Origin of the sequence: Flavobacterium sp. W22_SRS_FK3 (assembly GCF_052113665.1) — a bacterium.
Taxonomy (GTDB): domain Bacteria; phylum Bacteroidota; class Bacteroidia; order Flavobacteriales; family Flavobacteriaceae; genus Flavobacterium.
The window spans coordinates 175345-196136 of sequence record NZ_JBGQOF010000001.1; the positions used below are offsets into that span (position 1 = coordinate 175345).

12 protein-coding genes and 2 tRNA genes are annotated in these 20792 nt (G+C 33.1%); 9 read left to right on the top strand and 5 right to left on the bottom strand.

The window, feature by feature from the left end:
* Positions 1 to 58 precede the first annotated feature (58 nt).
* Both ACEN2I_RS00820 and ACEN2I_RS00825 read right to left on the bottom strand, forming a co-directional pair.
* Complete coding sequence (locus ACEN2I_RS00820) at positions 59 to 1567, bottom strand: OmpP1/FadL family transporter (protein WP_441764220.1); 1509 nt, start codon at positions 1565 to 1567, stop codon at positions 59 to 61.
* A 49-nt stretch (positions 1568 to 1616) separates the two neighbouring features.
* The gene (locus tag ACEN2I_RS00825) at positions 1617 to 2609 is read right to left on the bottom strand and encodes a hypothetical protein (protein ID WP_441764221.1); all 993 of its coding nucleotides are present in this window, start codon (positions 2607 to 2609) and stop codon (positions 1617 to 1619) included.
* Positions 2610 to 2709: 100 nt separating this feature from the next.
* Here ACEN2I_RS00825 and proS point away from each other — a divergent pair, with 100 nt between their 5' ends.
* From proS to ACEN2I_RS00850, 5 genes are all read left to right on the top strand, one after another.
* Positions 2710 to 4188 carry a proline--tRNA ligase gene (proS, locus tag ACEN2I_RS00830; protein WP_441764222.1) on the top strand — a complete coding sequence of 493 codons (1479 nt, stop codon included), beginning with the start codon at positions 2710 to 2712 and terminating at the stop codon, positions 4186 to 4188.
* 78 nt (positions 4189 to 4266) lie between these two features.
* A tRNA-Glu gene (locus ACEN2I_RS00835) sits at positions 4267 to 4338 on the top strand.
* Between the two features lie 40 nt (positions 4339 to 4378).
* Positions 4379 to 4450, top strand: a tRNA-Glu gene (locus tag ACEN2I_RS00840).
* 155 nt (positions 4451 to 4605) lie between these two features.
* Positions 4606 to 4857 carry a 30S ribosomal protein S20 gene (gene rpsT / locus ACEN2I_RS00845; protein ID WP_007803459.1) on the top strand — a complete coding sequence of 84 codons (252 nt, stop codon included), beginning with the start codon at positions 4606 to 4608 and terminating at the stop codon, positions 4855 to 4857.
* A 163-nt stretch (positions 4858 to 5020) separates the two neighbouring features.
* Positions 5021 to 7387 carry a GAF domain-containing protein gene (locus tag ACEN2I_RS00850; RefSeq protein WP_441764223.1) on the top strand — a complete coding sequence of 789 codons (2367 nt, stop codon included), beginning with the start codon at positions 5021 to 5023 and terminating at the stop codon, positions 7385 to 7387.
* 13 nt (positions 7388 to 7400) lie between these two features.
* Here ACEN2I_RS00850 and ACEN2I_RS00855 read toward each other — a convergent pair whose 3' ends face one another.
* Positions 7401 to 8579 carry a Pycsar system effector family protein gene (locus tag ACEN2I_RS00855; protein ID WP_441764224.1) on the bottom strand — a complete coding sequence of 393 codons (1179 nt, stop codon included), beginning with the start codon at positions 8577 to 8579 and terminating at the stop codon, positions 7401 to 7403.
* Positions 8580 to 8605: 26 nt separating this feature from the next.
* Between ACEN2I_RS00855 and ACEN2I_RS00860 the strand changes: the two genes are divergently transcribed.
* Positions 8606 to 12340, top strand: a complete 3735-nt coding sequence (locus tag ACEN2I_RS00860; protein WP_441764225.1) for a metallophosphoesterase — start codon at positions 8606 to 8608, stop codon at positions 12338 to 12340.
* Here the strand turns inward: ACEN2I_RS00860 and ACEN2I_RS00865 are convergent, their stop codons facing one another.
* Together ACEN2I_RS00865 and ACEN2I_RS00870 are read right to left on the bottom strand one after the other, a co-directional pair.
* Entirely contained in the window at positions 12341 to 13201 is an 861-nt protein-coding gene (locus ACEN2I_RS00865) for a hypothetical protein (protein WP_441764226.1), read from the bottom strand.
* Positions 13202 to 13231: 30 nt separating this feature from the next.
* Positions 13232 to 14284, bottom strand: a complete 1053-nt coding sequence (locus ACEN2I_RS00870; RefSeq protein ID WP_441764227.1) for a hypothetical protein — start codon at positions 14282 to 14284, stop codon at positions 13232 to 13234.
* Positions 14285 to 14380: 96 nt separating this feature from the next.
* Here ACEN2I_RS00870 and ACEN2I_RS00875 point away from each other — a divergent pair, with 96 nt between their 5' ends.
* The 3 genes from ACEN2I_RS00875 (at position 14381) to ACEN2I_RS00885 (ending at position 20741) form a co-directional block, all read left to right on the top strand.
* Positions 14381 to 15292, top strand: a complete 912-nt coding sequence (locus ACEN2I_RS00875) for an ABC transporter ATP-binding protein (protein ID WP_441764228.1) — start codon at positions 14381 to 14383, stop codon at positions 15290 to 15292.
* Positions 15293 to 15294: 2 nt separating this feature from the next.
* Positions 15295 to 16131, top strand: a complete 837-nt coding sequence (locus ACEN2I_RS00880; RefSeq protein WP_441764229.1) for an ABC transporter permease — start codon at positions 15295 to 15297, stop codon at positions 16129 to 16131.
* A gap of 92 nt (positions 16132 to 16223) precedes the next feature.
* Positions 16224 to 20741: a T9SS type B sorting domain-containing protein gene (locus ACEN2I_RS00885; protein WP_441764230.1), complete on the top strand. Its 4518-nt coding sequence runs from the start codon at positions 16224 to 16226 to the stop codon at positions 20739 to 20741.
* The last annotated feature ends 51 nt before the right edge of the window (positions 20742 to 20792 follow it).

Consider the following 20792-nt stretch of genomic DNA (forward strand, 5'->3'; position numbering starts at 1 on the left):
AAAAAAAATCCGTCAGGTAACACCAGACGGAAATTTCCATTCATCTATTTATTCTTAATTACAATTCAAATAATAAAGTCAAAGAAACATTGTTGAGTTTCGATGTAATGTTCGCAGGATCAGTTAATCCAACGTTGAAAAACCCCTGACTCGATTTTCTTTCGGTGTATGAGTAAGCCAGGTCTACTTTGGTTGATCCAAAATTATAACCTAAACCGCCTGAGTAGCTGTTTAGGTCGCCAATTATTGTGCCGTCTTTATATGGGCTACCTTCAAAACGATAGCCGCCACGTAAGCTTAGTCGTTTTATTTTGTATTCACCGCCAATTCTCAATTCGCCATTGTTGTTTAATTGATTGTTTATATCATCGTTTAGGCCTGCAAAACCTGAATCATTCGTTGGTTTGAATTTGGTGTTTCCATAATCCTTAATAGCATAATCAATGCTGATTAAACCTGATTTTCCAAAGATATAGGCGGCGCTGAATGTAAATTTTCCTGGAGTCTGCAAAGTATAGGGATCGTAAACATTTATGATATTTGGATTTACATCATAGTCGAATGCCTGATTTGCATTGTTTTCTGTTGTTGTGTATAGGCTTTGAGAAATTTCGTCATATAATTCATACCACGTGTTTGATTCGTAAGCTACTCCAAGTCTAAAAGCTTCGGTTACTTTTGCAATGGCACCTAACTGAAAAGAAAAACCATTACCATAAGTATACAAATCGTTATTAAAACTTAAATAAGATATTGTTTCTCTTGATTCAAGCGGATTGTTGTTTTCTTCGTAAAAACGGCTCGATCTTCTATAATCAGTAACATGAACATTTAAATTCGCTCCAAGGTAAATGCGGTCTTTATATGTGGTTGCTATGTTAAAACTTAGTTTACTATTGTATCCTCTGGCATAAATTTCATTTTCTTGATAGTATCTACCTTCGCCAGGAATAGTGCCATCAGGAACATTACTTGAATAAATGTCGTTGGAAGCCTGAATGATATTTCCGTTAAGGCCAAGGTGAGTTTGTTGTTCTATATAAGATAAATCTTCGTAATAGGCGTTTTTAATGTAGCTTGGAGAAGAAGCAGATCTGTCAGCGTAAGCTAAAAAATATTTGTCAATTGAATTACTTGGATTGGTTCCGGCTGAAAAAACATTATTATTGAGATTATTGGTGTTTTCGTAAGTAACTCCAATAGCAATTTTTTTCCAGTTATTATTTGGATTATGATCGTTAAACACAAAAATACCTCCAGCCTGATTCAATATAAAAGAGTTTTCTTTGGCTGAAGTTTGAGTGTCAAAGTAATTAGAGTTGTTTTTAATGTTTTGATTACTAAAAGTCACTCCAACCTGATTGTTTGTAAATATGGCAGATCCTGCAGGGTTTACTGATAAAGAAGATAGGTCTCCGCCAATAGCTCCAAAAGCTCCGCCCATAGATCTAAATCTAGCTGTTCCGGTTAAATTGTCCTGCGCATAAAGCACAGCATCTGAAACCTCTTGTGAATGTGAGACGACAAAAGTTAGTCCTGATATAAGTAGGAAGAATATTTTTTTCATTTTGTTTCGTTTTAATATGTAATTCCATATACGCTAAAGAAGGAAAATGTTACCTTCTTCCACCACCTCCTGATCTTCCACCACCACTAGATGATCTCATGCTTCCTCCGCTGCTACCACTGTTATATGAACGAGAAGAACTTGGTGAGGAATAGCTTCGTGATGAATTGTTGTTGCTGCTATTGTTATAGCTTCTCGTAGGAGTAGTTGTGTTACTTGATCTTCTGGTTGAAGAATTATAGCTACTGTTTGGAGATGTACTTCTTCTGTTGGTAAAAGTTGGGCTTGATGTTCTGCTATTTACAGTAGAACTTCTTCGGTAGTCAGAATAGCTATTTTGTCTGTTTGTGGAATAGCTTCTGTTGGTGTAATTTCTGTTTGAAGCTGAATTTCTATTGGTTGTATAATTTCTATTGGTGCTATAATTCCTGTTAGAAGTATAATTTCTTCCTCCATAATAAGCAGCAGATCCTCTTCTTCCATAATTGTAAGAGTAGTTATTGTAGCCGTAACCGTAACGTGGTCCCCAATAACCTCCGCCATAGCCCCATCCAGGCCCCCAGTAACCCGGATAGCCCCATCCATATCCAGGATAACCCCAATAACCTCCGCCGTAACCCCAGTAACTACCACCGTAGCCCCATCCGTAATATGGGTATCCAAATCCAAAACCGAATCCCGTGGACCAGTAAGGATCAGAATAAACATTAACTGATACTTCAGAATTACTGCTTCCCCATGCAGGGTAAGCTGTAGAGGCCGTTTGTATACTGTCGTTTTCTGCATAATTGCCGTAACTGTCTACATCTGTAAAAATTTCAGTTGGCTGATTATCATCTTGTAAGGATCTGAAATAATCGGTGTATTGATTATTTGCAGGAGTGTTGTTTGATTGGGCATAAGTGCGGGTGTTGCCATAAACTCCATCATTATCATTGTACGAAGTATTTTGGTAAGAACCACACGATGTTAATAGAAAACTCAATAAGCCAATTAGATAGAAATGAGTTGAGTTTTGTTGGAGAGAAATATAAGTTTTCATATCTGTGGTGTTTTTTATTGTTGGACATTACAAAAATAGTTAGTTTTGCTAAACTATTTAGTAAAAAAAATAAAACAAAATTTGTGCCAAACTATTCAATATGAGTAAGAACCTCACTACAAGATCAGAAGATTATTCGAAATGGTATAACGAACTGGTCGTTAAAGCAGATTTAGCCGAAAATTCAGGAGTTAGAGGATGTATGGTAATTAAGCCATACGGATATGCTATTTGGGAAAAAATGCAGGCTGAGTTAGACAGAATGTTTAAAGAAACAGGACATCAAAATGCCTATTTTCCTTTATTCGTGCCAAAAAGCATGTTTGAAGCTGAAGAAAAAAATGCAGAAGGATTTGCGAAAGAATGTGCAATTGTAACACATTACAGATTAAAAAATGATCCTGATAAACCGGGAAAACTTATGGTTGATCCAAATGCTAAATTAGAGGAAGAGCTTATTGTTCGTCCAACAAGTGAGGCGATCATCTGGTCTACCTATAAAGGTTGGGTACAGTCTTACAGGGATTTACCTTTATTGATTAACCAGTGGGCGAATGTGGTGCGTTGGGAAATGCGTACGCGTTTGTTTTTAAGAACTGCAGAGTTTTTATGGCAGGAAGGACATACGGCACATGCTACAAAAGCAGAAGCAGTGGAAGAATCTGAAAAAATGATGAATGTTTATGCCGATTTTGTGGAAAACTTTATGGCAATTCCAGTTGTGAAAGGTATAAAAACCGAGACAGAACGTTTTGCAGGAGCTGATGAAACGTATTGTATTGAAGCCTTAATGCAGGACGGAAAAGCTTTGCAGGCTGGAACTTCTCACTTTTTAGGACAAAATTTTGCAAAAGCATTTGATGTAAAATTTGCTAATGCCGAAGGAAAACAAGAGCATGTTTGGGGAACTTCATGGGGGGTTTCTACACGTTTAATGGGGGCTTTGGTTATGACACACTCTGATGACCAGGGATTGGTTTTACCTCCAAATTTGGCGCCTATACAAGTTGTAATTGTGCCAATATATAAAACAGATGAGCAATTAGCAGAAATTACTGCTGCTGTTAATGATTTAACAGCAAAGTTGAGGAAGTTGAAGATTTCGGTTAAATATGACGACAGAACAACACAAAAACCAGGATTTAAATTTGCTGAATGGGAATTAAAAGGGGTTCCTGTTCGAATCGCTGTTGGTCCAAAAGATTTGGAAAACGGAACTTTTGAGGTTGCAAGGCGAGATACATTGACAAAAGAAACAGTTTCTGGCGAAGGAATCGTAAATTATATAAATGACTTGTTAGAACAGGTTCAAAAGGATTTGTTTAATAAAGCGTTAGATTATCGTAATACTCATATTACGGAAGTGAATAATTTTGAGGAGTTTAAAGAAATTTTAGATGGTAAAGGCGGGTTTGTTTCGGCTCATTGGGATGGTACAGCAGCTACTGAAGAAAAAATAAAAGACTTGACAAAAGCAACAATTCGTTGTATTCCTTTAAGTCATGTAGAAGAAGCGGGAAGCTGTGTGTTTACTGGGAATCCGTCAACAAAAAGAGTGTTATTTGCAAAGGCTTATTAATTTTTTTTAATTTTTTTTGCATCAGGTATTGTACATCTTAAAAATAGTTGTATTTTTGCATCCGCATTAGAGAAACACGGTCCGTTCGTCTATCGGTTAGGACGCCAGGTTTTCATCCTGGTAAGGGGGGTTCGATTCCCCCACGGACTACTTTTTTTTCTGCAAATTAAGTTTTTAACTTGATGTTAATGGTCCGTTCGTCTATCGGTTAGGACGCCAGGTTTTCATCCTGGTAAGGGGGGTTCGATTCCCCCACGGACTACTAAAATTAGTTGTGAATAAGTTTTATAAAATAAAAATTGGTGTCTCGGTTTTTGTTTTATTAGTTAAAACCAAAGTGATTGTTAATATAATTGTGGGAGGTTTTTCTTTTTTAACTAGTATCTATAATAATTATTACATCTAAAATTAAAAAAAATGGCAAATCATAAGTCAGCATTAAAAAGAATCAGAAGTAACGAAAAAAGAAGAGTTCTTAACAGATACCAACATAAAACTACTCGTAATGCTATTAAAGCATTAAGGTTAGCTACTGAAAAATCTGATGCAGCTTCTAAATTATCAACTGTAATCTCTATGATTGATAAATTAGCTAAAAAGAACATCATTCACGATAACAAAGCTTCAAATTTGAAGTCTAAATTAACGAAACATGTTGCTAAATTGTAATTAATTACAATTTCCTAAATATAAAAGCCCTCTTTTGAGGGCTTTTTTTGTTTTTAACAAAACTCAAAGAATGCTTCTTAGATTGGAAAATAAGAAATAAATAGATTAAATCGATGATTAGATTGACATAATTACTAATTTTGCATTCTAAACTACATTTCAGATGAATACTCATTTGTTTAAAGAAAGCCCTTTCAGAACTATAATATCATTTCATAAATTAATTGAATCTTTCGAAGAAATTGCCTTGTCGGATGTTGATTATCGATCAAACTATGCAAAAGCAATCCTGAAAGAAATTGAGCCTTTAGCTGAATTTAGAACCGGGATTGAGGATTACTTGATTATTCAAAAAAATGAAGGTCTTATAAAAAATTTATTGGCAGATTTATTTCCGACAGCCTTAACGCATAATGAAATAAAAGCGGTTACAATTCCTTTTCAGCATTTAACTTTCAATTATACAGAGCGATTCCGGAAAATTTTGAGTAACGCAGGTTCAGAATTTGATATGGAAATCCGTGATTTCGATGCACATCAATTTTATATTAATAACTGCTGTCTTATTTTAAGTAGCTACTACAAACAAAATATAGATTTTAACAGACCTTTTTTCTATGATATTCCCGATGAAAAAGGTATTATAAGACATTATCGTATTTTGTACAACGCAGATTTTATTGAAATAATCCCTACTGAGAACTCAATTCATTTGACTAAAGAGGATATTGATTTACTTATAGATAATTATACAGATATTGAGCTTTGGAAATCAAAATTTCCAATAGGCAGCTGGATTTTAAAAGGCTTTGGAATTGTTTCTTTATTTGATGCGACTACCGAAAATGCTATTTCGAATTTAAAAAGTAATTTGTTAAAACCGGACGACACTGTTACTCCAACCGAAATTATTGAATCTATTTTTATATCACTATTTAAAATTCCGGGTTTAAAATTCGGTTTTATAGTTTACAGTCCTGAAGAAGAAAAATTCATCAGACCATTTAAATTTGATGCTCAAATGCATAGTTTTTTGCTTGTGGATAATCAGGAAGTAGATTGTAAAAATGCCTTATTTGGATGTTCTTTTGAAAATTTATTAGAAAAAAAAGAGCCTTTTATAATTTCGAACGTAGAAAAATTTTCTCAGGAGCCTGGACATGAAAGCCTGGGGCTGCATTTGCTTCGTCAAAATATTGGGAGTTGTATTTTTGCACCGATTATCAAAGATGATCAGTTTTTAGGTATATTAGAAATCGTATCTCATTACCCAAAAGAATTGAATAGTATAAGTGCAACAAAACTGGAATTGGTTTTGCCTTATTTAACAGATACAATTGATCGTTATAATACCGATATGCAACATCAGGTGGAAGCTATCATTCAGCGAGAATATACTACAATACACCCTAGTGTTTACTGGAAATTTAAAAAAGAATCTCAAAATTATTTTCAAAATAGTAATCATTCCAAAGATTATATTTTCAAAGAAATCGTTTTTAAGGAGGTGTTTCCGTTATATGGACAAATTGATATTAAGGGTTCATCTGAGCACAGGAATGATACAGTAAAGAAAGATTTAAAAAATCAGTTGATTTCTCTTTTAAAAATTTTCGAAAATCCGAAATCAGATGCTAATTTGATGTTGTTAGAGCAACGGAAGTTTGAATTGGAATCATTGCTTCAGGAGTTGGATTTCCCTTTAAAAGCAGATACAGAGCAGCATATTCAGCATTATATTGAAGAGGAAATTCATCCTATTCTCAAAAACACCAAGGACACGGCAAAAAACGAAAAGCTAGAACGATTGTATTTTGAGAGTCTGGATGAAAAATCGGGTTTGTTTTATCATGAGAGAAAGAAATTTGATAATGCAATGTCTATTATCAATAAAAAACTAGCCTCAGTTTTAGATAAAAAACAAATAGAAGCTCAACAAATTTACCCACATTATTACGAACGGTTCAAAACGGATGGTGTTGAGCATAATTTATATATAGGAGCTTCAATTACGCCTTCAAAACCTTTTGATATTATGTATTTGCATAATTTGCGTTTGTGGCAATTACAGACTTTATGCGAAATGGAATTAGAACATCATCAGCTAAAGGCTTCTTTACCATATGAATTGGATGTAACTTCATTGATTTTGGTATTTAGTGCTCCTCTTTCAATTCGTTTTAGAATGGATGAAAAACGTTTTGATGTAGACGGAACTTATAATGCGCGTTATGAAGTTGTGAAAAAACGAATAGATAAATCAAATATTAAGGGAACGAACGACAGAATTACAGAAAAAGAAAAAATTACCATTGTTTATTCGCAAAATAGTGAAGAAGCAGAATATTTAAAATACATTAAATATTTACAGCATAAAAAAGTACTGGAGCCTGCCATTGAACAGTTTGAAGTTGAGGATTTACAAGGAGTTTCCGGATTAAGGGCAATTCGAGTAAAAGTTATAAATAATACCGAAAATCCGATTTCTCAAAAAATTACATATCAGGATTTATTGAATGAGCTTAAATAAAATTAGTTTACCTTTAAATTGATTTGAATGCGATTACAAAAGAAATTACTGTAATAATAATTCCAATCATAAAAAAGTTGTAGGCAATTCTCAGCAAATTATATTTTCGTTGCAAAACCAGACCCAGGTAATATAAATCTTTTATCATTGTAGAATATAAATAGTCACGGTCTTTCATCATTTCGTTCATTGCCCATTCATATTCTTGTAAAGGCATTTTATAAAAATTTCCAAAAAACATCAAATTTATTTTTTTTGCTTCTACATCTTCTCGTGTAAAAAAACCGGAAGTTACTTTGGGCCTGGTTGATAAAATAGCAAAAATGATTGTCGTGACACTTGAGATGAGCATGATGAAAGTAGGGATTACCAAATGGGCATTCTTCGGGCTATCAAGTTTTGGGATAATAGATGAAAGTGCAATTGAAATAATAATAGCATTTACTGATAATAAAATATTTGCTTTGCTGTCTGCTATTCCGCTTAAGCGTGTGTGATTTCCTAAAGTAACACGAAATAAGGTATCTACACCGCGTTCTGTTTTTTCTAATTTCCCCTTTTTTTTATTTTCGTCTTCAATTTCAACGGCTTTTTTTATCTCCTGTTTGTTGATTTTTTTCTGAATTTTAACGAGATTTTTTTCTTTTAATGGCTGCCATTTTTTTTGAGCATAATCTGTATAAAAGCGATGTTTTGTCATTAAAAACCTGAAGTTTTCTGTAGCCCATTGAAAATTAGAAAAATCGATAATACCTGTGTTTTTTAATTCAAGACGTAATAGTTCACAAGTACTTACATATTCAGGACTAATGATGTGAATGAAATCGGCATCTTTAATTATTTTTTCCAGATGATTTTTGGGAATGTATTCTTTGGCTGTAGCCGAAATCAGATCTCCCACTTTTTTTATGAATTCATCGGATTGATTTTTTTCTTTTAAAAATTCAGAAACAATCTTTATACTTTCATTTTCATGGTTTTCATACCCGCTAATATATCCGGTATCATGAAACCATGCGGCTACTAAAAGTAATTCTTTATCCTCAGAGTTTACTTTTTCTTTATCACAAAGCTCTTTAGTTGCATTAACCACACTTTGAGTATGATTAAAATTGTGGTAAGAATATAAAACAGATAGTTTATCTTTGAGTAAATTAGTAACGAAATCTTCGGATTGTTCTATTAGATTCATGGAGAATATTTTTATACCACTAAATTATGAAATTGTTTCTGGATAATCATTTTATTGTCAGGATTAAAAGCCAAATTGTATCATTTTTACTTTTGTCTGTAATCTGTTCATGCGCCACACACCATGCTCAATTTGGAGAAAATGTAAGCGCCAACGAAAACGAAAACGCAACTGATACCATAAAAATTGCACACACTTTTTATTTAGTTGGTGATGCAGGGAATGCAGACCAAGAAAAAGCGCATCAAACCTTGGAATTACTGCATCAAAAACTAAAAAAATCTAATAAAAGAGCTACGTTACTTTTTTTAGGAGACAACATTTATCCTAAAGGTTTTCCTGCCAAAGATAAAGGATCTGTAGTAAAAATTGCCGAAACAAAACTCATCAACCAGCTTAAACTCACTGAAGGTTTTAAGGGGAAAACCATCTTTATTCCTGGAAACCATGATTGGTATAGCGGAACTAAAGGGCTAGAGCGTCAGTCTGATTTTGTAACTAAATACTTAAATGATAAAAAAGCATTTTTACCGAGAAAGAATTGCCCAATTGAAGAGGTAAAAATGGATAGTATTACTTCTTTGATTACAATTGACAGCGAATGGTTTTTAGAAGACTGGAATGATCATCCTACTATAAATGACAATTGTGATATTAAAACACGTGAAGATTTTTTTGATGAACTTGAAAATATTCTAAGTAAAAATCAGGAAAAAACAATAGTGATGGCTATTCACCACCCCTTAATGAGTAATGGTACACATGGCGGCCAGTTTTCGTTAGAGAAACAATTATTTCCATTAGAGAATAAAATTCCACTTCCCATTATTGGTTCGATGATTAATTTTCTCCGAAAAACATCAGGGATCAGTCCGCAGGATATTCAAAATAAACAATATACTATTTATGCTAAAAGGATAAAAGCACTTATTCAGGGACAAAAAAATATTATTGTGGTTTCGGGTCATGACCATAATTTGCAATTTATCAACAACGAAAATATCAATCAGATTATAAGCGGTGCAGGTTCAAAATCGGAAGCGGCAAGGGCAATAAATCCAAACGATTTCTCTTATGGCGGAAATGGATATGCAACATTGACTTTATTTAAGAGCGGAGATGCAAAAGTCGCTTTTTTTGGTAATGAAAATAATAAAGAAAAATTGCTTTTTGAACACGAAATTATAAAAGCAAAAGAGTTTAACTGGGTTAAGAATTCGCCTGATGATTTTCCTAAAACAGTTACTTCCTCGATTTATTCTCCAGATTTGACGAATAAAAGTGTTGTACATAGATTTCTTTTTGGAAACCATTATCGCAAATATTACAGTCTGCCTGTCGAAGCCAAAACAGCAAGTCTGGATACACTTATGGGTGGTTTGAAACCTGTTAGAGAAGGTGGAGGACACCAGTCAGTATCTTTAAGACTGGTTGATTCAAAAAAAAGAGAATACATTATGCGTGCTTTAAAAAAGAGCGCTACGCAATTTCTTCAATCCGTTGCGTTTAAGGATCAATATGTTGTAACTGACTTTAAAGATACTTATGCCGAGGATTTTCTTCTTGATTTTTACACAACAGTTCATCCTTACACTCCTTTTACTATTGGAAATATGGCTGACAAGTTAGGATTGGCACATTCCAATCCGGTTTTGTATTATATTCCGAAACAAGAGGCTTTAAAAGAATTTAATTCAAATTTTGGAGATGCACTGTATATGGTAGAAGAACGTGCGGCAGATAATCAAAAAGATGTCCGTAGTTTTGGAAAACCAAATGATATTATCAGTACAGATGATATGATGATGAACCTTCATAAGGACGAAAAATATAGTGTTGATGAAAAAGAATACATGAAAGCCCGTTTGTTTGATATGCTCATTGGTGACTGGGACAGACATAAGGATCAATGGCGTTGGGGCGAATATAAGCAAGGCCATAAAGTCATTTATAAACCGATTCCGCGTGATCGTGATCAGGCATTTGCCAAATATGACGGTACTTTACTTTCTTTGTTAATGAATATTCCGGCATTACGACATATGCGAAGCTTTAAAAACAAAATTGATAATGTAAAATGGCTTAATCGCGAACCTTATCCTCTAGATTTGGCTTTTGTTCGAATTTCAGATAAAGAAGATTGGATTACAGAGGCAAAATATATTCAGGAACATCTTTCGGATACTGATATTGACAACGCTTTCAAGAACCTGCCAAAAGAAGTTCAGGATGAAACGATTGAAGATATTAAACAAAAATTAAAGAGGAGAAAAAGGGAGCTTCAAAAATATGCTGCTACTTATGCTGATGTTCTTTCCCGAACCGTCATGGTAGCCGGAACGGACAAAAAAGACAAGTTTGTTCTAAATCATAATGCTAAAAATAGCCTAGAACTAAAAGTTTATCGTCTTAAAAAAGAGGGTGAAGAATTGCTTTACACTAAAGTTTATAAGGACAAGACAACTAAAAATATTTGGATTTACGGTTTAGATGATGATGATGTTTATGAAGTGAAAGGAAAATATAATTCGAAAATTTTAATTCGGTTAATTGGTGGTCAAAACAATGATTTGTACGCTATTGATAATGGAAAAATAGTCAAAATTTACGATTTTAAATCAAAAGACAATACGTATACTCTCGATAAAAAAGCACAAACAGTACTTACAGATGATTATGATGTGAACTTGTATAATTTTGAAAAGCCAAAATATAATGTCTTTTCTGGCTTGCCAACTGCAGGATATAATCCAGATGATGGTGTAAAATTAGGAATCAATCTTAATTATACCGTTAATAATTTTAAACAAAATCCGTACACTCAAAGACATGTTCTAAATGGCTATTATTATTTTGCAACAGGTGGTTTTGAGTTGAATTACATCTCTCATTTTCCTGGATTATTAGGTAACTGGGTAATCGATGTAGAGGCAAAATTTACCACACCTAATTTTGCAATCAATTATTTTGGATATGGTAATGAAACAATAAATGATGATCAGGATCTGGGAATGGATTACAATCGCGTTCGTATACAGAAATTAAGGATTTCGCCAGCTGTGAGAAACGTAGGGCGTTACGGAAGTGAATTAAGTTTTCAGCCTGTTTTTGAAAAAATGCAGGTTGACGATACTGAAGGACGTTATATTAATACTCCAGGGATTATAAATCCTGAAGTTTTTGAAAATCAGTATTATGGAGGAGCAACAATAAAATATAGTTTCAAAAATGCCGACTTCGCTTCAAAACCCTCTTTAGGGATGGGGTTCATGATTTCGGGCAGCTGGTTAACAAATTTGGACAATTCTAAACAAAATTTTCCCACTATTGAAAGTAATTTAAGCTTTGTACACAAAATCGATTCACAAGCGAAATTAGTTTTTGCCACTTTGTTCAAGTCAAAAGCAATTTTAAACAACAATTATGAATTTTATCAGGGTGTAACTTTGGGAGGCGATAAAGATTTACGTGGATATAGAACCGAGCGTTTTTTAGGAAATGCGTCTTACTCACAAAGCACTGATTTGCGTTTTAGTATTGGTAAAATTCGCAAAACAATAGTTCCGTTAACTTATGGAGTTCTGGCAGGTTTTGATTATGGACGTATTTGGCTGGATGGTGAAAATTCAAAAAGATGGCATAATGATTTTGGTGGTGGAATCTGGCTTAACGGAATAAATTTAATTACGGCAAGAGTTTCTTATTTTAAATCACCGGATGAAGCAGGAAGAATTGTTTTAGGTGCTGCTTATAGTTTTTAATTATTTCAGCTTGAATTCATAAACGTTTCCGCCAATTTTATTGGTTTTTTCATCAGCGATTAATAAAGTGTTATTGTCTTTAAAAACAATAGCTTCTTTTTGCGAAAAGTGATTTAAGCTAATTTCGGTTTGAGTGCCTTTGTTAAAACAATCACCGTTAAAATCTTTAAAAAGAACAATTTTATCGTGACTTAATAAAACCACTTTTTTTCCGTCAGGACTAATGGTTGCACTTGTTAAAACACAGTGATTGTAATTGTTACAGGTTTTAAATTCGCCTATTTTAACCGCTTTTTGCGTTCCCGGAGCATTTAATATTTTGTAAATAAAAGCAGTTCCGTCAAAACCTTTACTTCGGTTTTTAGTAAAAAGATAAAAGTAATTTTGATATTCGAAAAAGCCTTCAACATCATAAAATAATTCTTTTTTCTTAGGCGGAAATTCAGTCTGTTCAGGATATGAAAATGAAACTTTATATTGAGAAACAGCTTTTTCTTTATTTAATTCTCCTTTTGCTACTTTGTAGATACATAAATCCTGACGTTCGTTATCGTTATTACCAAAATCACCAATATAAATATTACCTGCTTTATCTTTTGTAATATCTTCCCAATCTACATTTTTAGCATTGGTAATGGCAATAGTTTTCTCTAATTTTCCTTCTGAATTTATTGCGTAAATTTCATTTTTATTGCCGCTGTCTTCCAATGTATAAATCAAATTGGTTTCCGGAAAATATGTTATTCCTGAAACTTCTTTAAGTTTTTTTGGAAGCGAACAAAGCGTTTCTAAGTCATTATTTGATTTGTGTTGGCAAGCCAGTAAAACGAGAGAAGTTACAATTAATAAAGGCTTTTTCATAAAATTGTTGTTTTAATATTTAAGCAATATTTAAATCAAATTAGTGTTTTTAAAATTACGCGTAATAAATTCAAATGCAGCAAACATAATGTGTCCCATTGATTTGGCATTTTTAAATTTCATATCATTTGTATACCGATACAATTCCATTTTTAACTGATTCAAGTGTTGTTCAGTAGATATGGTATCGTGACACATTATATTTAAAAGCTTTTTAATTCTGTTTTCGGCAGAGTGAATACGTTTTGCCAAAATAGCACGCTCTTCGTCTTTATATTGAAAAATAGAACGTTCCTCGAGTTTATCCTTAATCAATTTAATCATTGGATAATTTTCTTTGAAAAACTGTGGCCGATATACTTTAAAATTGCCTTCATAACATTGCTGGTCAAAATCAATTGGACGAATTTTATAGACTACCTGATCAAAATCATGAATCGGTACAATTACATAATTGTAAGCGCGCATATCACCTAAAAGCCTGATCATGCAGCGTTCATTAAATTTTACAAACTCTTTTGCAATTTGCGACTTTTCGGTTTCAGTGCAGGAATCTAATAAAGTATCCATGAAAACATCACCCGGAATTCCTATGATGTGCTCTTCTATTAAAGTGTCGTTGTAAACCAGGAAGTTGATTTTATCTGGAGATAGAATATCCTCTAATTCTAACCCGTAAATTCTCGATGCATCTGCTTTTTTGATGTAAAAGTGAACATAATTATCGTTGAGAATATTTCGGACTTTTATTCGGAAAGGCTTCGAGTTTCCAAAAGTACAGTAATCAATTGCATCAATATTAAGAAACTGGATTATTTCGGTATTTCCATCAGAATGTAAAAGAGAATAGATTTTTTTAAGGTTCAAATCAATTTCATTTCTTTCAAATTCATTATAGTAAACTCTAATCCATAACGTATCTGCATCATTTTTGTCGTAGACAGTTATAGAGCCGGAAAAGCGCAATAAGTCATCATAAAACACAGAAACTTTTGAGATTCGCTCATATCTTTCTAAATAACTTAAAAGTGATTGTGTTAAAGGGTAGGAAGGTTTTTTTAAAAGCATTAAAGGCTCGCTCATTTTCAATATCTTTAATGCAAATTTACATTAATTTATATTTAGGAGTAACAAAAAGCCATTTGAAACGTCTTACTAAAAACTAAAACCGAAATAAATTTGGAAACCATACTTACAATTGAGAATCTTCACAAAAAATATGGGCGAATTCAAGCCTTGAAAAATATATCTTTTGAAATACAAAAAGGACGCGTTTATGGTATTTTGGGACCAAACGGTAGCGGAAAATCAACTACATTAGGAATTGTCCTGAATGTTGTAAACCGAACATCAGGTAATTACAGTTGGTTTGGAGGAAAAATGCAAACCCATGAAGCTTTAAAAAAAGTTGGTGCCATTATAGAAAGACCAAATTTTTATCCTTATATGACAGCTGAAGAAAACCTGAAGCTTGTTTGCAAAATAAAAAGTATTAATTATTCTAAGATAAACGAAAAGCTTGATTTAGTAGGTTTGAGCGAAAGAAAAAATAGTAAATTCAGTACTTTTTCGTTAGGGATGAAACAACGTCTGGCAATTGCTTCGGCACTTTTAAATGATCCTGAAATTTTGATTTTAGATGAACCTACGAATGGTTTAGACCCTCAGGGAATTCATCAGATTCGTGATATTATCAGAAAAATTGCTTCACAGGGAACTACTATTTTATTAGCATCACATTTATTGGATGAGGTTGAAAAAGTGTGTTCGCATGTAGTTGTATTGCGGAAAGGAGAGATGCTTTATTCCGGTTCTGTTGACGGAATGGCAGCAAATGAAGGCTTCTTTGAAGTTCAGGCTGAAGATAATGAAGCGTTAAAATTTATTTTGAATGAGCATCCGGCAATTGAGAGAATAACTGAAGAGGAAGGTAAAATTTTGATTTACCTAAGATCAGAATTATCAGCTTCGGAATTGAATCAATTTCTATTTTCAAAAAACATTACACTAAGCCATTTAGTAAAACGTAAAAATAGCTTAGAAGCTCAATTTTTAGAATTAACCAAAAACGCCAACGTTCAAAATAACTAACCATGAACAGACTTATATCTATAGAATTACAAAAAATCTGGAAAAATAAAGCCAGTAAAGTATTGACACTCACTTATTTCATTCTACTCTCATTTATAGCTTTAATTGCTTCCATAAAATTTGATATTGGATTTTTCAAGCTTCACTTTGCTGAAATGGGTATTTTTAACTTTCCGTTTATTTGGCATTTCAATACTTACATAGCAGCATGGTTGAAATTTTTTCTGGCCATTGTAATTGTTTCTATGATGGCAAATGAATATAGTTATGGTACTTTAAAACAAAATTTGATTGATGGGTTAAGTAAAAAAGAATTTGTATTATCAAAATTCTTCACGGTTGTTCTTTTTGCTTTGTGCTCTACCATTTTTGTTTTTGTAATGAGTTTGATTTTAGGATTTTGTTTCTCATCTTACACTGAATTCGGAGTTGTCTTCACGGATTTGGATTATCTGTTAGCGTTTTTTGTTAAACTGACTGGTTTCTTTTCTTTTTGTTTGTTTTTAGGCATTTTAGTAAAACGATCGGCTTTTGCATTAGGTTTTCTTTTAGTTTGGAGTATTGTGGAAGGAATTGCAAAAGGGCTTTTAATATTTAAAATCTTTCCGGAAAGTACTATTGGACATACTATTATGAAGTTTTTTCCTTTAGAAGCAATGTCCAATTTAATTATTGAGCCATTTACAAGATTATCTATTATAAAAACTATCGGAACCCAAATGGGAGTTGAAAATACAAAAGATTACAGTGTTGATTATTTTTCAGTTTTAATAGTTTTGGTTTGGACTTTTCTATTCGTTTACTTCTCATACAAGTTGTTGAAAAAAAGAGACTTGTAGCTATTTATTATATTACAGTATATTTATTGATGTATAATTGAGAAAGGTTATTTTAGTTTAAAAAGTAATGCAAAAATTATTACTTTTAAAATATGCTAAAAAATATTTACCTTTTTTTAATACTATTGCCGTTTTTGAGTTTTTCGCAATTTAGCAAGACTCATTACATTCCGCCAATTGTGGTTTCAAGTGGTGTGCCTGTAGGTCCGCAATATATTTATATTTCTACTCCAAGTTTAACCCCGGTCAGCTTTAGCATAAACGAAATTGGTGGACCAATTACTACTGGAACAGTTTCAAGAGATGTTCCTTATGTTTTTGACATTGATGCACATAATGGTAATCAATTGGTTCTTTATGAATCAGAAGTGAGCAGTGTTAGATCTAACAGAGGTTATATTATTGAGGCAGGAGATGTTGTGTATGCTACAGTTAGGGTCATTGATAAGACAGGAAATCAAGCAAGTGAAATAGTTTCTAAAGGTTTAGCGGCATTAGGAACTCAGTTTAGAATTAGTGGTCTTACAAATAAATTAAATCAGGGATATTCAGAGAGGCATTTGACATTTGCATCTATTTTGGCAACTGAAAACAACACTATAGTCAATTTTAAAGACATCAAAACAGGAGCAGTTTTAATTAATAATAACATTACGGGAAACTCTGCACCAAGTATTACCCTAAATAGTGGGGAAAGTTATACTATAGCAGTACAAGGTCCAACGCCAGCTAATAATGATGCACTGATTGGGTCATTAATTACCTCTAACAAACCAATAGCTGTAAATTGTGGTTCGTTTGCCGGATCCAATGGTGAAATAAGAAATAATGTTGATTTAGGATTTGATCAAATTGTTTCAGCAGAAAGAACAGGAACGGAGTACATTTTTATTAAAAGTACAGGTTCAGAAAATGTTGAAAAGGTGATTTTAATCGCGAATGAAAACAATACCGAACTATTTTTAAATGGTTCTACAACTCCGACTTATATCATTAATTCAGGCGAATACGTTTCGCTTTTAGGTTCTGATTATAATCTTCAGGGAAATTTGTATGTGCGTTCCAGCAAAAATATTTTTGCATATCAATTTATAGGTGATGAAATTAGAGGAGATGAAGCCAATCAGGAAATGTTTTTTGTACCGCCTTTAAGTTGTCAAACGCCAAAATCAATAGATAATATTCCAGCTATTGAATTGGTTGGTAATCGTGCCTTCAAAGGACGAGTGACAATTACAACTAAAGCAGGGTCGGATTTAAATTTTATAATTAATAAAATCCCTTATACTTTGGATACATTGCTTCCTGGAGTGAAAGTTTTAGGCCCAACTACTGTTACAGGAAATACAGAATATGAATGTTATGTTTTAACAGGATTGACAGGAAATGTATCCATCTTTTCTACTTCTCAATTATATCTGGCAGCATATGGCAGCGATGATGCAGCAACATTTGGAGGGTATTACTCCGGTTTTACCTTTAAGCCAGAAGTGAATTTCCAACAATTAAATGTAACCCAATCAGGCTGTATTCCTAATGTTAAACTTAATGTGAGTTCCCTCACGGGGTTTGATGTGTTTCAGTGGTATTTTAATAATGCGAAAATTTCCGGAGCTACTTCAAATACCTATTTGCCTACACAACCAGGATATTACAAAGTAAAAGCGACCTTGTCTGCCTGTGGTATAGAGTTGTTTTCTGATGAAATTCCGGTTAGTGACTGTCCGACAGATATGGATAATGACAAAATCAATGACAACATAGATCAGGATAATGATCAGGACGGAATAACGAATTGTACGGAATCATTTGGAAATCAGGATATAGATATATCAAATTCAGGTTCAAAAACTATTTCTATAGGCACTTATACTAATTCATTCACAGGAACAGTTACTACTTCGGCAACAGCAAGCGCTGTACCTTTCTTTGGTAATACTGACGGAAGTTTTGTTAGTGAAATCCCTGCCGGAAAAACAAACTGGGTAAAATACACTTTGAATTTTGCTCAGCCTGTTTCAATTGGATTGGATTATATTTCAATAGGGAATACTACTGATTTACTGAATTCTACTGCTGAATATGTGGTGAATTCGGAAACGGACAAAACGATAACGGTATTAAATCCAAATAACCAATTATTGATTGATACTAATTATGATGGCTTTTATGAAAGTGGTGTCACCGAATTTTCATCATTTGAAATTCGTTTAAGGTTAAATGGTGCTGTTTCGTTACCAGCAGGTACAGGGACTTTTAAATTTTTAACGCATCAGTCTAAAATGATAAGTTTTAAGCATCAAAATCTTTCTGAAACAGCCTTAAATAAAACATCTTTAAAATTCTATTTGGTTTGTGTTCCTAAAGATTCTGATAATGATGGGATTTTTGATTATTTTGATCTCGATAGTGATAATGATGGTATTCCGGATGCTGTTGAAGCACAAGGAGCAGGTTTTAAAATTGTATCTAATGTTGACGCTAATCATGATGGAATTGATGATATTTATGGAAACGGATTAATACCATTAGATTTCGATAATGATAATGTCCCTAATTATTTAGACTTAGATAGTGATAATGACGGAATTTACGACCTGACAGAATCTGGAAGTAATGCTGCTTATGCCAATTTTAGTGGTATAATTGGCGGTAATGATTTTGGATCAAACGGATTGGCCAATTCAGTAGAAACAAGTCCTGAAAGCGGAAAACTAAATTATAGTATAACAGATACCGATTCAGACGGTATTTGTAATTATATAGAACTTGATAGCGACAATGATTTGTGTCCGGATGTAATTGAAGCAGGATTTATTGATGCAAATAACGATAAATTTTTAGGTGCTGTTTCTCCACCAATTGTAAATATAAAGGGTGTTGTTACAAGTGGAATCGGTTATACAACTCCAAATTCAAGTTATACGATTGCTGCACCAATTATTATTGATAATCAACCAGAAAACAAATCTGTTTGTGAATTTCAAAACACAACTTTTACAGTTGTTGCTGCTTCAGCTTCGGGCTATCAGTGGGAGGTTTCCAGTAATAATGGTTTGACCTGGACAGACTTGGTTAATAATACGACATATGCAGGAGTAAATTCATTATCGTTAACAGTCTCAAATGTTTCTCAATCGATGAATAGGTATCAATACCGGGTATTTTTGAGCCGAACAGGAAATTCATGCGGGTTATATTCAAATGCAGCGGTATTGACCATTTTGGCTTTACCAGCAATTAATACACCTGCAACTTTAGTGCAGTGTGACGATAATACGGATGGGGTTTCGATATTCAATTTAACGCAGAAAAATAATGCTATTTCAGTAAATTCAGCTCTAGAAAAGTTTAGTTATTACGCCACTTTTGCAGGTGCAGAATTACAAGATGTGTCATCGTTAATAGTGAATTTTCAGTCTTATACGAGTTCAGATAAAACAATTTATGTGCGTATTGAAAATGCGAATGGTTGTTTTAGTATTGCACAGTTAAAACTGATTGTCTCTGTAACTCAAATACCAGTTAATTTTAAAATTCAGGATTATCAGTCATGTGATGATTTTATAGATGATGTAAATAATGACAAAGATGGTATTTCAAGTTTTGATTTTAGTAATGTAACACAGGAAATAAAAAATACACTTCCGGTTCCGGGTACAAATTACACGATAAGTTATTATAAAAATGAAGCTGATTTTCTGGCAGAAACAGATGCTTCGGGAAATTCATTAGCAATTACAAATATTTCAAATTATAGAAATATTGGCTATCCAAATAATCAGAAAATATGGGCTAGGGTTGAGAATTCTTTGTCTAATGATTGTTTTGGATTTACTACTTTTAATTTAATCGTAAATCCATTTCCTAATATAAACCTAAACACTGACGGCACCGAAAATAAAATTGTCTGTAGTAATTTGCCAGAACTTTGGGTTACTCTTGATGCGGGTATTAATGATGGAACGCCACAAGATGATTATAGTTATCAGTGGTATTTGGATAGAAATGTAATTCAGGGAGCTACAACTTATTCTATAAAAGTTAATACACAAGGAACTTATAATGTAGATGTGACTAATAAAAGTAATTGTCAAAGAACCCGAATTATAAAAGTCGTGGCGTCAGATATTGCTGGTATTGCTGAAATCGAAGTTAAGGATTTAAGAAATGATAATTCTGTTTTAATAAATATAAATGGGCCTGGACAATATGTGTATAGTATTGCTGATTCAAATGGTCCTTATCAGGATTCCAATTTATTCGAAAAGGTTGCAGTAGGATTTCATACCGTTTATATCAAAGATTTAAATGGTTGTGGTATTACTCAAAAAGAAATTGCAGTTCTCGGCGCTCCAAAATTCTTCACTCCAAATGGAGACGGCTTTAATGATTTTTGGAATGTTGAAGGTGTAAGTGCAGATTTTTATTCCAAATCAATCATATATATATATGACAGATATGGAAAACTGATCAAACAAATTTCTCCTTCAGGTTTAGGCTGGGATGGTACATTTCTTGGAAATCCATTGCCTGCTGATGATTATTGGTATACTGCAAAATTTGAAGATGGGAGAGAAGCAAAGGGGCATTTTAGTTTGAAGAGATAAAGCTTAAAAATTCCAAACTGAAAATTCAAAATTATAATCTGTAAAACAAAA